Here is a 14,361-nt window from a genome sequence, read left to right as displayed (position 1 = left end):
TCGGCCTGTCCCTAACCTAGCATTGTTGAATCAAATCGTCGACAATTCTGTGTAATCGAATAGCCACAGCGCGATGAACAGCAGTCGTCACCCCGCCGCTATGAGTTGTGGTTCCCTGTACGGCTTCAAAGGAGAAGTTTCATGCGCGAGAAGTTGACCACCCTATCCCCCGGGCCGAAGGGCGCAGGCCGCCTCAATCGGCGGGTAATCCGTGCGTCGTCGCTGGTTGCGATGGCCGCCGCCACGACGCTGGTACTTGCCGCCTGCGGCACCGACGGCGAACCAGCTAAGTCAGTGGCCCTGCTTGAGGACATCCCGACCGTCGCCTCCTGCCCGGAGCCCGCGTCAGCTACGGTGTGGGCATTGCAGAATTCCGAGGCCCAGGCCGATCTGGATGCAGCGATGGCGAGTGCCTTTGAAAAACAGTGTCAGGGCACGCACATCACCTATCAGTACTACACGGCCGCCGCTCTTACTGAAAAGATCACAACCATGATGGTGGCGGGCAGTCCGCCCACGGCGATCATGCCGTCCGATGTCGGGACCATGAAGACCTACATTGACTCGGGACAGGTGGTAAATGCGGGTGAGCTGCTGAAGTCTGTGGATCCTGACTGGGAGTCGAAGTTCGTTCCCTCGGCACTCGACCGGACGAAGCTCTATGGAGATGACAAGGTCTACGGGTTTCCCGCCTGGGGCGCATCACCCCAAGTCCTTTGGTACAACAAGCAGGTGTTTGAAAAGGTCGGCATCGCCAACCCACCGGCGACTCTGGACGAACTGAACCAGGACATCGCGAAGTTTAAAGATGCCGGCATCATTCCGATTGCGCTCGGCAACGCGGACAAGTCACCTGGGACGTTCTGGGCGCAACACCTCACGGAGCGTGAAGCAGGAATCGACCCTTTCAAAGCCGTTCTCGCCGGGAAGGCCGGAGCGTGGTCGGACAAAGGCATCATTGCTGGAATGACTCAGCTGCAGAAGATGGCCCAGGACGGCGCCTTCGGTGTCGGTTTCGACAGCACCGGAAACCAAAATGGCGCCGACCGGGCGCTGTTCTATACCGGACGGGCCGCAATGATGCTTGCGAACGCTAACTTCATCTCCAAGGTGGCTTCCGCTGCACCCGATTTCGTCAACTCGGATGCCGTTGGCTACACCGAGGTTCCCCAAGGGAATTACCCCACTGAAACACTGGTGGGCAACTCCTCCGTGAACTTCTTCGTCACATCGAAGTCCACCGCCGCGGAACAAAAGCTCATCGCAAGCTACTTCACGACGATGCTCTCGTCCGGCGCCTATGCCAAAGGTCTGTCCTCCATTGGCGTCGTTCCTGCCGTTGCCCACGCCGAGAACCTGATTCCCACGACGGTAATCGGCAAGTCAGTGCTGTGGTCTTACCAGCTCGCAGGGTCAACCAAAATGCAGCCCCTGTGGACGAGCACGCTCGGCAACTACAACGCAGTGGTCCAAGAAAATACCGCCGGGGTTATCAACGGATCGATCACTCCGCAAGGCTTCGCTGACGCCATGAACAGGACGATCAAGTAAACGATGATTGGCGCCACGACTGTCTTTGCAGCAATCGGCGCTGCACTCGTCCGCTGCGACATCGATCCCGCCACGGGGGAGATGACCGAACGGTCCAGAGTGCAGCTCCCGGCAATGATCCAGGAAGGTGCACGCCACCCTGGCCTTCCACTGGTGTATCTTGCCTGCACCGACCATGAGCGGGATGAACATTTTCTGGTTTCGGTGGCCATCGACGACATGTCGATGGCCGTCGGCCAGGCCATCGGACTCCCTGCAAGAGCCGTTCAGCTGACCGTTGACGGGGCAGGACATAACGTCATCGCAACACACACGAAGGCGCCCGGAGTGACGATCCATGTCTTGGATGGCAGTGGCCGGGTGGTGGAACTGGCCGAGGCTCCGGTTGTGAAGCTTGCCGAGTACCTTCATGACACGCAGATCAGTCCGGACGACAAACGGGCGGTATTTATTGCCCGCGGCCATACCGGGCGGACCGGAACCCCGGCGCTTGCCGGCCGCATCCACCTTGCCGAATACGATGACGGCCGCATGACCGAGCTGGACACCATTGACCTGTCCACGGAGCACCCCATTACGGGCTTCAATCCGCGCAACGTGGTCTTCCATCCCTCTTTGCCCCTGATCTACGTGTCTCTGGAAGCCCAGAACCTGGTGCTGACGCTTCGCATCGACAACGACCGGCTGGTCTCCGACCCGGAAAATTCCCGGCAGATGCTCAACCACCCGGAAGAGGCGCGTGACAGGCAGCTCGGCGGCGTCCTCGCCCTGCACCCCAGCGGCCGTACCCTGTACGCGGTAACCCGGGCCGACGGCCCGATCGTGGATAACGACCGATGGCGGACACCCGAAAACCTGCCCGTTTTCGAGGGCGGCGAGAACACGATCAGTGTCTTCGACGTTCGGGAGGACGGCACACTGACGCTGATCCAACGCATCGACACCGGAGGGATCTCCGCCAGATGTGTCACGATCATCGCTGATGGAGGCCTCCTCGTGGCGGCAAACGGAAAACCGATCCTGGCGCAGACGGACAACCATAACGATCCGCAACTGGTCCCCGCGTCATTGGCGGTTTTTGGCATCGAAGCCTCAGGGCAACTGTCGCCACTCGCCCGCCAACCTTTCGATGTCCACCGCGAGACCCTGTGGTGGGTCGGGTAACTGGGCCTCAGATGTCAGTCCCCGAGGCCTGAAATCCCCGGGTCAGGGGCAGCGAGTGAGCAACAAGCGAGACTCCTGACGGGGACACAGCCAGTCCCATCGGCCGAAAGTAACGGCACGTCCAAGAGCCTGGGTACGGTAGCGCACCGTACCCAGGCTCGCGGCGTTTCCTGCGGCTCGTGGTGCGAGCCGGCATCTTTCCGGCCTCCGCCCCCTGTTCACATTCGTTCCTGCGGGCGACCTCTGGCCGGAAAGTCGCTCGCTTTTGAAGCACCAGCCAACCGGCTATCTCCTTGGAACCCCGCGTGACTATGCGGATTGCAGGAGACTGTCCGGGCCGGCCACGTTTCTGACGCTAATAGTCTCGCTATCGGGAGGGGCAATGTGTCCCTGCAGGGCATATGGGCAGGTTCAAATTTTCCTGAAGCCACCGGACGGTTCCAGGTCTTCTAGCAGAATCAAGGGCAGGGCCAGACGTCGGGGAGCACCAATCGCCGGATCGCAGGCGCTGATGAGCGGGTTATGCCTTCCGGGTAGACCGATGGCGAAGCCACCAGAGCAGAGCGAGGGCCGCCGGTATCAGGCCGCCCATGGCGCCAACGGCAATTCCCCAGCGAGGACTGAACGTATTCGTCACGGCACCGACCAGAGGCGCGCCAACGATGGTTCCCCCTTGCAGCACGGCCATGTACAAAGACATAACCCGTCCATGCAGTTGCTGTGGCGTTCCTGCCTGTACATACGCGTTTGCGGTATTGAGAACGGTGATGGATGTGATCCCGACTGTTGGCAGCACCAGTCCGAACGCCCAGTACGTGGGCATCAGGGCCGCGAGAATCATGAATGCTCCGAAGCCGGCAGCTGCGGTCGCGATATAGCGCAGGCGGGCTCGTTCCCGCCGGGCGGCGAGAAGTGCTCCCGCCACCGAGCCGATGGCGATAACCGAGCTGAGAATGCCGAATTCGCTCGCGCCGCGGTGGAACTCGATGCTGGCCATTGTCGAGATGAAGAGTGGAAAGTTCACACCCAGTGTTCCCATGAGAAAGACCATCGCGAATAGCAGGCGAAGATCGGGGCGGGAGATGACATGCTCCACCCCGTCGCGGATTCCTGCACGGCCGGCCCCCTGGCGGGCACTTGGAATTAGCCTCCCGCCACGAAAGGAGGCCAACGCCAGTAACGTGGCAGCGAACGAGGCTGCGTTAACGAGGAAAACAGGGCCAGCGCCCAGTGCGGCCGTCAGCAACCCTGCAACTGCCGGACCGACTACCCGGGCAGCATTGAAGGAGGTGGCATTCAGGGCTATCGCGTTGGAAAGGTGGGTCGCGGGAACCAGTTCGTTGACGAAGGTGACACGCGCCGGTGAGTCGATGGCCGTGGTGACGCCCAGGAGAAGCGCGAACACATACACCATCCACAACTGCGCCAATCCGGCGGTGGTAAGGATGCCCAGCGCCAAGCCTTGAATTCCCATCGCAGCCTGGGTAATCATCAGCAGCTTTCGCCGGTCCATGAGATCGGTGGCCAGACCGGCGATTGGCGCCAGCAGGAGCTGCGGTCCGAATTGCAACGCCATGGTCACGCCTACCGCGGCCGCGTCGTTGTGGGTGAGGACTGTTAACACGATCCAGTCTTGGGCAGTGCGCTGCATCCATGTGCCAATGTTGGATGCGAATGCGGAGGCAAACCAGATCCGGTAGTTCGCGTAGTGAAACGATCTGAAAGCAGCGTTCGCTTTCTGGCTTCCGCCATCTGTCTGAAGCATCGTCAGGTGTCGCTTTCGGAAATGTGGGACGCTGGGAAGACGGTTCTGTTACTCCGGGCGCAGACCCAGAATCGAATGGGGTCTGCCATAGTGCCCGTGTCCACACCTGGCCGGCCCTGTCGGGTGTGACGCGCGTGGAAATCGTTTGCGCCTGTCGCTTCACCGGCCGAGATTAATCAGCGAAGACCGCGGTCCAGAACGGCAACCGCGGTCTTCGTGCCCCAAGTGATCCTTCTGCCCGATCTTTCGCTGGTGGCGTGGAGGTCATCAACTGGGGATGTATTTCACGGGGATACTGCTGCAGGACGCGTTGTGGCGGGGATGACCACGGCGTTCGTCACCGCATTGTTGCCATGCCGCCCAGCGCTTGCATCGCAAAGCGGCGACTTGCGAGAAACAGGATGATAAGCGGGAGTGCTGAGAGCAGAACCGCCATCATCAGCGCCGGAACGTTGGAGCCGTCTTCACCTTGGAACTTGAACAGGGCCAGAGGTAGCAAAGCATTGCCCGGACTCTGCGTGAACAGCAGCGGGATGAGCAGGGTGTTCCACATTGCGAGGCCGTTGAAGACCGCCAGCAGACCCATGGCGCCCTTCGACATCGGGGCAACGAGTCTGAAGAGAACGGTCCAGCTTCCTGCGCCGTCGATCTTCATTGCGTCGACGAGCTCGTCAGGGATGTCCCGGACGAATGTGCACATGATCACCACGCTGAGCGGAAGATGCGATGCGCAAAGAATAAGGATGAGTCCGATGAGCGAGTCATAGAGGTTGATCCGTGTGACCACAACGAACAGCGGAACGACGATGGCCTGGATCGGCACGGCCAGTCCGACCGCGATGACACGGAAGATCAGTGAACCCGCCCGGGCTTTGTGCTTCACCGTGTACTGCGCGAAAAGGAGAGCCAACGCAATTGTCAGTGAAACTCCACATATGGTGACGATGGCGCTGTTGCGAAGGTAGGTGCCCATTCCCTCACTCAGTACGGCGGAAATGTTGCTTAGCGTCACTTTGCCGGGGACCCAGGGATTGGCCGTAAAGTAATCCGCCTGACTGTGGAAGCTGGAAACCAGCATGTAGTCGAACGGTGCGATGACAATGAGCAACCACACGGTCCCGAGCACAAACGCCGCGGTGCGTGGCGCCAGCCCGTTGACGTGCTTAGTGCCCCTCGAGCGGCCGCCAAGGCTCCGCCCTAAGGGACTCTTGACACTGGACACGGCTTGTTTTTTCACATCTAAGCTCTGGGTGCTCACGCGATGCCTTCCAATTCAGATTCGAAACGACTGAAACCACTGATTGTCATAATGAGGGCGCCGGCCCCGATTCCCAGCACCGCAAGTACGACCGAGAAGACCGCTGCGTAGCCGAAGTTGTTCTGTTGGAACGCCAGCTTGTACATCTCCATTGCCAGAACATTCGTCGCCTCCCCGGGACCGCCTCCGGTGAGGACGAAAATGACATCAAACGTAGTCAGGGAGTGCACGACAATAAGCGAACAGTTCAGCGCGATGGTCTGGCGCATCATCGGAACCGTGATGGAGATGAACTGACGAAGGGGCGAAGCCCCGTCGATCCTGGCGGACTCGTACAACACATCGGGTACAGTCCTGCGCCCATGCTGGAAAATCAGCACGTGAACGGGCATGGCCACCCAGGAAATGATGACCAGCAACACCACGCGGGCAAGCACCGGATCACCAAACCAGTCTTGAACCAGGAACGGTAGTTTGAAGGTGCGGGCAAGATACGACAGCGCGCCGAGGTTCGGGTCGAGCATCCCATGCCACACGAGCGACAGCCCGACTCCGGACACCAGCATAGGAATCACATACACAACCGAGTACACATAGCGGTAGCGTTGCGGGCCCGCTATGAAAAGGCCGAGCGCCATGCTCAACGGCAGTTGCACGAGCAAACAGGCGAGGGCCAGGCCCACCGTTCCGCCCAAGGCACCGAGCGCCCTGGCATCCCCAAAGAACTGCTGCCAGTTCGCTAGGCCTACCCACTCCGGCCACCCGACGGCATGCCAGGACGTCAGGCTCAGCAGGACCGCCAGAACGGCGGGAAACGCGATAAGAACCGTGTAGATAACCGTGATCGGAACAGTAGCCGTAAAAGCGAACAGGCGGCTGTAACCAGGCGGAAGCCCCTTCCTGCGCGCAGCACCCTCCGCGGGTGCATCCGGTGCGCGTTCCTCAATGACCGGGGCGTCTACCGACGCCTCAGCAATCATGTCCACACGGCCTCTCTTTGCTGAGGACCGCGAGTCTTCGATGTCGCTGGTATGCACGTACAGGAACCCCTCTTGAATGGAGGCGGCGCGTCCAGGTAGTCCACCCAGCGGCGCCGCTGTCTCTGCCTAATTTCTGCTCAACGAGATCGTTGAGCAATATTGATGGATGCGACCTTACTCACATCCGTCGACACTGTCAACGACTGGTCAGAAGGCGACTCAGAAGGCGACAAATCACCACAGCCCGTAGCATGGAACATACTTGCCTGCGCTCACGCAAAGAAAAGAGGATCCGTGCGAGACATCGAAGCCGCCGCCCGGCTCAGGCGTGCGGTCATCCATCTGGCCCGTGAGTTCAATGCCTCCGCCACCGACGAGGGCCTTACACCATCACAGGCATCAGCCCTCGCCCTGGCGGCCACCCGCGGACCAGTCCCCCTCGCCGAAATCGCCACGGCGGAAAACCTGCACCCCACCATGGTCTCCCGAATCGTGAGCGCCCTCGAGGGCAAGGGCCTCGTAGAACGCCACAAGTCGCCCGAGGATCAGCGGGCGTTCACGGTCGTTGCCACTCAGGAGGGGCAAGCACTCCAGGATCGCATCCGCGACCAGCGCGTTGCGGCAATTCTCAGGGCGAATGAAAGCCTCACCGCCTCGCAACTCGCTTCGATTCGCGACGCCGTCGACGCCTTGGAGGCCCTGGCCAAGGCCATGCGGTGAGCCCCGTCCAGCGGGCGCGAAGCGGGAGGGGGAATCCCCTCAGGATCGCCGGCCAGCCTCCGGCTGGTCGGCACGGCTTGGTGCTGTAACCAGTTGGAGGCAGACCGGGGCCGGCGTGGGAAAGGCGCGTCCTGTTGGCTCCGGCTCCCCACTGTCCACATCAAGCTGGAAAGTCACGATGGAACTGCTGCCCTGGTGGGCCACAAATACAAGGCTGGTCTCCGGGTCGATCAGGAAGGCGCGGGGAACCTCACCTCCGGAAGGCACACGCCCACATGGTGTCAGCTGACCGCTCGCGGGATCAATCCCAAACCAGGCGATGCTGTCGAGCCCCCGCTCGGATGGCTCGCTCTTGGACCCCCGGCTGCGGGTGCTGACGTACAGGAAACGGCCTCCCGGCCCAACGGCAATTTCAGCTCCCGAGCGGAAGCCGGAGAACCCCTCCGGCAGCGCCTGGACTGTCTGGATCTCCCGGAGCCGACCCGTGAAGGAATCAAAGGAGTAGGCCGTGACGGTTGCCGAAATTTCGTTGACCAGATAGACATACTTTGCACTCGGATGGAATGCCAGGTGGCGGGGGCCTGAGCCCGGGGATACCCGGGCGGTAAGCTCAGGATGCGGGATCAACCTGCCGCTGGACTGGTCGAACCCGTAGACGATAATGCTGTCCGTTCCCAAATCCGGCACCAGCGCCCACCGGTTGGCCGGATCCAGGTTTACTGAATGAGGGCGGGCGCGGTCCTGCCGTTGCGGGTGAACGCTGCTCCCCACATGTTGATGGACGTCCGTGGCCGCTCCAAGACGCCCATCGCCGGCAATCGGGAACACATGCACCGTTCCAGCCATGTAGCACGCCACTAGCAGGTGGCGCCCGCTGGCGTCAACGACACAATGGGCCGGGGCTGCGCCCGTAGGGCGTTCATTCAGCGGCGTCAATGCCCCCGTGGCCGGGTCGGTACGGAACGCCGCCACAGCGCCGCCCTGACCGCCGTCATGATCGGCAACCTCGCTCACCGCGTACAGAAACGGTTGGCTTGGGTGCAGACTTATCCAGCCCGGCCACCGCGCAGGCGCCATATTCCCGGCTGACAATTCCCGCGCAGCCTCGTCGAAGTTCAGGGAATACACCCCAAACGCTATGTCGACCGGATCTGTCCGATAGGCACGCGGCCAGGTTCCCACATACATCTGTCTGGCCGTATTCATTGAACGCCTCTCTACATCTCAGTTGGTGGCGGGGTGCGCGCCAACGCCCTTTCTCGTCGAGCAGAAATGCACGCTTGACCCCATCAAGGGAGTACATTAGATTATAAATCGTTCACCAATCATGTTCACAGTAAACGCTCACCTGGACTCGGGTATTTCATCGCCTCACGGCCAAGCCAGAGCCAGCCAGGAAGGATGGAAATGAGCAGCACCATTACGGAATCGAACGTTGACAACGAGTGGGGAAATATTTCGGATGACGAGTGGAACGAGAAGCTCGATCAGCAGATTGCCCGCTTCAACGCCGATCGTGGGGCGGTCAAGCTGCCGCCGCCGCCGCACGCCATCATGGACAACGAGTACGAGCGTGGCATTAACAACAAGCTTGTCACCGAAGACCTCATCCGCCACTACGCCGACGCCGTTGGGGATCCCAATCCACTGTGGCGCGATCCTTCGTATGCGCAGGGTACGCGCTGGGGCGGGATCATCGCACCCCCTACTTTTGAATCCTGTGTTTCCTTCGGGTCCTCGTTCGGTGGCCGCCTCCGTATTCCGGGAGTAGCCAGGCTGGCCGCAGGCAACCGCCACGACTACTTCAAGCCCTTCCGCCCGGGCGACGAATTCAGTGTTTTCGACAAGTATCTTGGCTTCGAGGAGAAGCAGGTTCAGGGCAAGAACTACCGGATGTTCATCGAAAGCGTTCCCCGCTACTTCGTGAACCAACGGGAGGAAACTGTTGCCATCGCCACCGGCCGCAACATCTACGTCGCCACGCCCCCGAGCAAGCTCAAGGGAGACCGGGACAGCGAGTTCTATCAGGAGAAGAAGCGCCACCACTTCTCGAACGAGGAACTCGACGCGATCCACCGTGACTTTGACGACCAGTTGGCTGGCGTGGGTCGGCGCGGAGCCGAAGTGCGCTACTGGGAAAACGTTGTTGAGGGCGAGGAAATCCGATCGGTCGCAAAAGGCATCTATGACGTGAGCGACGCCTGTGCCCGCACAATCGTCAGCACCTACCCCTACGCCTTCGCCATCAAATGGGCCATGATGCGGGAACACTTGGGCCATCACCCCAAGGATATCGAAACGGGCGAACACCGCGTGCGCCGGGACTGGCACTATGACGACGCGTTCGCCCGCCAGCTCGGAGTTCCCTATGCCAACGCAGGCGGCATCCACAACGAGATGATGCTGGTCCACCTTGTCACGGACTGGATGGGTGACGATGCCTTTGTGAAGTCGATGGACTCCCAGGACCGCCGGATGAACTTCCTCGGCGATGCCACTTGGGTCCGTGGCCGGGTCGCACGGAAGTTCGTCAAGGACGGAGAGCGGCTCGTAGAACTCGCCGTCTGGGCGGAAAACCAGGACGGCGTGGTCCACACCAAGTCCACTTTCGTCGTCAAGCTCGTTTCCAAGGCTGATTAGCGTCCACCAGGTGGAGCTGGCCCCGGCTTCCCGGTGCCAGCTCCACCTGAGAGAGGAAGATTTATGTCCCGGATTCCATTGATGGAGACCATCGAGCTCCAGGTGCACGGCAACATCGTCGTTCTGCTGCTCAATCGACCGTCGGTACGCAACGCCATTAATGGGCAAATGCGTGAGGACCTGCGCACGGCGGTCGACTACGTTGCGTCCCACCCGGAGCTTCGTGGTCTGGTACTGACGGGCGCTGGGAGTGCGTTCTGCGCCGGCGGCGACATCCGCGGCATGCAGGAGCGGCTGGACCAAGGCCCTCGGGCGGGGGAAATTGGCTGGCGCCGGCAAAGGGAGCTTCATGAGACTCTGGGCAAGCTGTACGAGCTCGACCGCCCGACTGTGGCTGCCGTCAACGGCCCGGCCCAGGGGCTTGGCTTGGACCTGGCCCTGTCCTGCGACTTTGTGTGGGCCGCGGACAGCGCCGTGGTGTCGGCGTCGTTCGTCAAACGTGGCCTGGTGCCTGACGGGGGTGGAATGTTCCACCTTCCCCGCCGCGTTGGCGTAGCCCGCGCCAAGAACATGATCTTCTCCGGTCGCAGTGTGGCGGCCGAGGAAGCGGCCATGATCGGGCTGGTGGATCGCGTCCTGCCGGTCGAAGAGCTTCTACCGGCAGCCCTGACCTTCCTCACTGATTTGGGGCAGCATCCGCCGATGGCCCAGGCACTGGCAAAGGGTGTTCTGAACCGAAGCCTTGAACTGAGCCTTGATGAGGTCAACACCCTCGGCAGTCAAGCCCAGGCGTTCTGCTATTCCTCTCCGGACCATCAGGACTCCGTCCGCGCTTTCCTTGCCGCAAGGACAGCGGCGCGCCAGGCTCGTTGACAACTTCCGCGGGCCTCGGGGTGCCAATCAGGCACTGCCCCGGCATCCCAACTATCCGACGAGGAGTCAAAAGTGACACCCGGACCATTTAGCAACATCAAAGTCGTGGAGCTGGCCAGTTTCGTGGCGGGCCCATACTGCGGCAAGCTCCTGGCCGATTTCGGAGCCGACGTGATCAAGGTCGAGGCGCCCGGGCAGGGCGACATCGCCCGGCACCAGGGACCCTTCCCTGACGGTCAGCCGCACGCCGAGAAGTCTGGCCTCTTTCTCTACCTGAACACCAACAAACGCAGCGTAACGCTGGACCTCGATGATGAGGAAGCCCGCGACGCCTTCCGGCAGCTGATCGCCGATGCGGACATCCTTATCGAAGACAGGGAGCCTGGGCAGCTGGAACAGCTGGGCCTCGATTACGAGTCGTTGAAAAGCATCAACCCCGGACTAATCGTTACCTCTGTCACACCTTTTGGGCAATCGGGCCCGAACGTCAGCCGCAAGGCCCACTACCTCAATACCTTTCACTCGGCCGGCCAGGGCTACATGCTGCCCATGGACTCTCCGAACCTGGACCGGGAACCGGTACGCGGAGCGCGATACCTTGGCGAGTATGATGCGGGCATTACCGCTGCGATAGCCACACTCGGCGCCTTGTTCTGGCGCAACCGCGGTGGCACCGGCCAGCAGGTGGATATCTCCAAACAGCACGCGGTTATGCACTTGGAGAAGTCGCAACTGCGACGGTATGTCGATGACGGAGTTCCACCGAACCGGACAGGCAAGGGCCGCCTGCTCGAAACCATCGTGCTCGGCAAGGACGGCCGCCACGTACTTATCGTCCTGTCCTCCCAGCTGCAGTGGAACGGTCTTTTCGAGGCGATGGGCCGACCCGCGTGGGGAGCCCGGCCACCCTTTGACACCCAAATCGGCCGTTCGGACAATACCGCCGAACTCCATGACCGGCTTCAGGCCTGGGCCTCCGAGTACACAGCTGAAGAGATCTTCCACAAGATCCAAGCCTGCAAGAGTGCAGCCGCGCCGATCTACAACGCCGAGGATTTCATCTCTTCTCCGCAGGTCGAAGCCCGTGGTTACCTCGTCGGATATGACCACCCGATGGCCGGGAAGCTGCGTCATCCCGGCCGGCCCTACAACTTCTCGAATGTCCAGTGGCAGGGGATCCGCCCGGCTCCTCTCCTGGGCGAACACAACAACGAAGTGTTGGGATACGCCTCGGCCAATGCGGAGCGTAACTTGACCGTGGAAGCGGGCGTGATCTGATTGGAGCCACAGAAAGTGATTGGCGAAGGACCCCTCGCGGGGGTTAGAGTGATCGACTTCGGCTGGGTATTGGCCGGACCGTACGCAACCATGCTGCTGTCATATCTTGGAGCAGAAGTCATCAAGGTGGAAAGCCGGCGGCGTGTCGACGAGCAGCGCAACACCCATGGCAAGGGAGTCAGCAAGGACATAGAGGCGTCGTCGAACTTCCTCGAGGTCAACCTTGGCAAGCGCAGCGTTTCGATTAATATTGCTGAGCCGGAAGGCGCGGACCTCGCAAGGCGCCTTGTAGCCACGGCCGATATCGCCCTGGAAAACATGCGTCCCGGTGTGATGGACCGGCTAGGCTTGGGCTACCAGGACCTGGTCAAAGTCCGGCCCGATTTGATCATGGTGTCTATCTCAGGTTGGGGTGCCACAGGCCCGCTGAGGGACTACACGGCCTACGCCCCCTGCTTCTCAGCCTTCAGCGGAATGGCCAACCTCACGGGCTATGCCGACGGCGGGCCAAACCAGGGCACCAGCTCCAACGATGCCCGGGCCGGAACTGCCGCCGCTTTCGCGATCCTTGCCGCCCTCAACATCCGCGAGCAAACCGGCGAGGGACAGTACATCGATCTTGCCGCCAGTTTTGCGCTGAACGCCCTGATCGGGGATTCCGTTTTGGAGTACCAGATGACAGGCCACTCCCCCGTGCGCAGCGGCAACCACGACGCTGTGATGGCACCGCACAACGTCTACCCCTGCGCGGGCCGGGACCGTTGGATCAGCGTTGCCGTCGCCGACGATCAGGAATGGCGCTCCTTGCGCACGGCAATGGGCAACCCTGAATGGGCGGATGACCCGCTGTACAGCACCCCAGCCGGACGCTGGCAACACCAGGAGACCCTCGACTCCCGAATCGCTGCGTGGACAAAGGCCTTCGATCCGGAGGACCTTACCCTGCTGCTGCAGGATAACGGTGTGGCCGCAGCCCCGTCATACAACGCACGGGACCTGTTCGCTGACGAACACCTGCGGCAGCGCGGCGACATCACCAGTGTCGACCATCCGGTCCTGGGTACGCGCCCCATGATCGCGCCGCCAATGAGGCTCTCCGAAACCCCTGCAGCCATCCGCAGCACCGCTCCCCGGTTGGGCGAGGGCAACGATTATGTCTTCGGTGAACTGCTCGGGCTGCCTGAGGTGGACGTTCGGCGGCTCGTCGACGCGAACGTCATCTACTAGCGGAGGCTTGGCAGCGGTAGTATGCCGGTACAGAGGAATCAGGATTGTCGGTCAAGTTTGCTGAACAAGATAGACTATGGGCACTGAATGAAGTCCGTTCATCAGCTTCGGCACTTGGCCGACGCCGGTGGCGGACGAGACGAAAGAGAGCCAGCCAATGAGCAACGCGAGCACCCGGACCGCGCCGGCCCGTCCCGAGGCCGCCAAGGCCGAGCAGGCGTATCAGCAGCTGCGGCAGGCTATCCAGTCCGGCGACTACAGCCCGAATGAACGACTTGTCGAAGCGCCCCTGTCCCAATCAATGGGCGTCAGCCGCAATACTCTCCGAACCGTCCTGGCACGCCTGGAGCAGGACGGATTCATTGTGCTGGAGCCCAACCGCGGGGCGCGTGTGCGCACCTTCACCCTCGAAGAAGCCCACGAGGTTCTCCTGGTCCGCGAAGTCCTCGAAGGCCTCATTTGCCGGCTGGCCGCGGAACGCTCCACCCCCGAACAGCTCCGCCAACTGCGTGGAACGGTTGATGACGCCACCCAGGCGTTGGAGCGGGACGACCTCCTGAGCTACACCGACGCAAACCGCCACTTCCATGACCTCTTGGTAGAAATGGCGGGAAGCCCGAAAACTGGTTCGATGCTTGAGGCCTTGCGGTTCCCCATCATGAAGTTCCAGTTCAAGTCGATGATGGTGCCCGGCAGAAAGACCGAGCAGCTAGCCGAGCACAGGGAGCTTCTCTCCGCAGTCGAATCCCGCGACGCCGATAAGGCGGAGTCCGTGGCCAGGTGGCATATCGGGCAGATCCGCCAAACCCTGGCCGCCTCAGCGGCCCTGCGTTCCTAGCTGCCACCCCGGCTTCAGGAGCCGCTACGCCCAGCCGGCACTGTTGAATTCCTGACCGGTGCGCGGG

The 14,361-nt window shown here is 61.5% G+C and carries 12 protein-coding genes; 8 read left to right on the top strand and 4 right to left on the bottom strand.

The genetic code is table 11. From position 1 onward, the window contains the following. Window positions 1–141 precede the first annotated feature (141 nt). Both AC3A4Z_RS20850 and AC3A4Z_RS20845 read left to right on the top strand, forming a co-directional pair. A complete protein-coding gene (locus tag AC3A4Z_RS20850; protein WP_498713979.1) occupies window positions 142–1,551 on the top strand; it encodes an ABC transporter substrate-binding protein in 1,410 nt (469 codons plus the stop codon). A 3-nt stretch (window positions 1,552–1,554) separates the two neighbouring features. Next, window positions 1,555–2,715 carry a lactonase family protein gene (locus tag AC3A4Z_RS20845; RefSeq protein ID WP_498713978.1) on the top strand — a complete coding sequence of 387 codons (1,161 nt, stop codon included), beginning with the start codon at window positions 1,555–1,557 and terminating at the stop codon, window positions 2,713–2,715. Window positions 2,716–3,235: 520 nt separating this feature from the next. Here AC3A4Z_RS20845 and AC3A4Z_RS20840 read toward each other — a convergent pair. The 3 genes from AC3A4Z_RS20840 to AC3A4Z_RS20830 form a co-directional block, all read right to left on the bottom strand. Continuing rightward, window positions 3,236–4,480, bottom strand: a complete 1,245-nt coding sequence (locus tag AC3A4Z_RS20840; protein WP_498713976.1) for an MFS transporter — start codon at window positions 4,478–4,480, stop codon at window positions 3,236–3,238. Between the two features lie 337 nt (window positions 4,481–4,817). Beyond that, window positions 4,818–5,738, bottom strand: coding sequence for a carbohydrate ABC transporter permease (locus AC3A4Z_RS20835; protein WP_498713975.1), 921 nt, complete (start codon window positions 5,736–5,738; stop codon window positions 4,818–4,820). After that, window positions 5,735–6,718 carry a carbohydrate ABC transporter permease gene (locus AC3A4Z_RS20830; protein ID WP_498714086.1) on the bottom strand — a complete coding sequence of 328 codons (984 nt, stop codon included), beginning with the start codon at window positions 6,716–6,718 and terminating at the stop codon, window positions 5,735–5,737. Before AC3A4Z_RS20830 ends, AC3A4Z_RS20835 begins: the two co-directional genes overlap by 4 nt. Window positions 6,719–7,012: 294 nt before the next feature. On the opposite strand from AC3A4Z_RS20830, the gene AC3A4Z_RS20825 reads away from it, so the two are divergent. Beyond that, complete coding sequence (locus AC3A4Z_RS20825; protein WP_498713974.1) at window positions 7,013–7,438, top strand: MarR family winged helix-turn-helix transcriptional regulator; 426 nt, start codon at window positions 7,013–7,015, stop codon at window positions 7,436–7,438. A 39-nt stretch (window positions 7,439–7,477) separates the two neighbouring features. Here the strand turns inward: AC3A4Z_RS20825 and AC3A4Z_RS20820 are convergent, their stop codons facing one another. Continuing rightward, window positions 7,478–8,626 (bottom strand): lactonase family protein, encoded by a 1,149-nt coding sequence (locus tag AC3A4Z_RS20820; protein ID WP_498714084.1) that lies wholly within the window; start codon window positions 8,624–8,626, stop codon window positions 7,478–7,480. Window positions 8,627–8,845: 219 nt separating this feature from the next. Here AC3A4Z_RS20820 and AC3A4Z_RS20815 point away from each other — a divergent pair, with 219 nt between their 5' ends. From AC3A4Z_RS20815 to AC3A4Z_RS20795, 5 genes are all read left to right on the top strand, one after another. Further along, window positions 8,846–10,078 (top strand): FAS1-like dehydratase domain-containing protein, encoded by a 1,233-nt coding sequence (locus AC3A4Z_RS20815; protein WP_498713972.1) that lies wholly within the window; start codon window positions 8,846–8,848, stop codon window positions 10,076–10,078. Window positions 10,079–10,141: 63 nt separating this feature from the next. Further along, entirely contained in the window at window positions 10,142–10,951 is an 810-nt protein-coding gene (locus AC3A4Z_RS20810; RefSeq protein ID WP_498713971.1) for an enoyl-CoA hydratase/isomerase family protein, read from the top strand. Between the two features lie 72 nt (window positions 10,952–11,023). Further along, window positions 11,024–12,229: a CaiB/BaiF CoA transferase family protein gene (locus tag AC3A4Z_RS20805; protein ID WP_498713969.1), complete on the top strand. Its 1,206-nt coding sequence runs from the start codon at window positions 11,024–11,026 to the stop codon at window positions 12,227–12,229. Window positions 12,230–12,244: 15 nt separating this feature from the next. Then, complete coding sequence (locus tag AC3A4Z_RS20800; RefSeq protein ID WP_498713968.1) at window positions 12,245–13,456, top strand: CaiB/BaiF CoA transferase family protein; 1,212 nt, start codon at window positions 12,245–12,247, stop codon at window positions 13,454–13,456. Between the two features lie 157 nt (window positions 13,457–13,613). Continuing rightward, window positions 13,614–14,294: a GntR family transcriptional regulator gene (locus AC3A4Z_RS20795; protein WP_498713966.1), complete on the top strand. Its 681-nt coding sequence runs from the start codon at window positions 13,614–13,616 to the stop codon at window positions 14,292–14,294. The last annotated feature ends 67 nt before the right edge of the window (window positions 14,295–14,361 follow it).

Source organism: Arthrobacter sp. Soil_C_49 (genome assembly GCF_057656635.1).
This window is presented reverse-complemented; position numbering and strand designations above follow the sequence as displayed.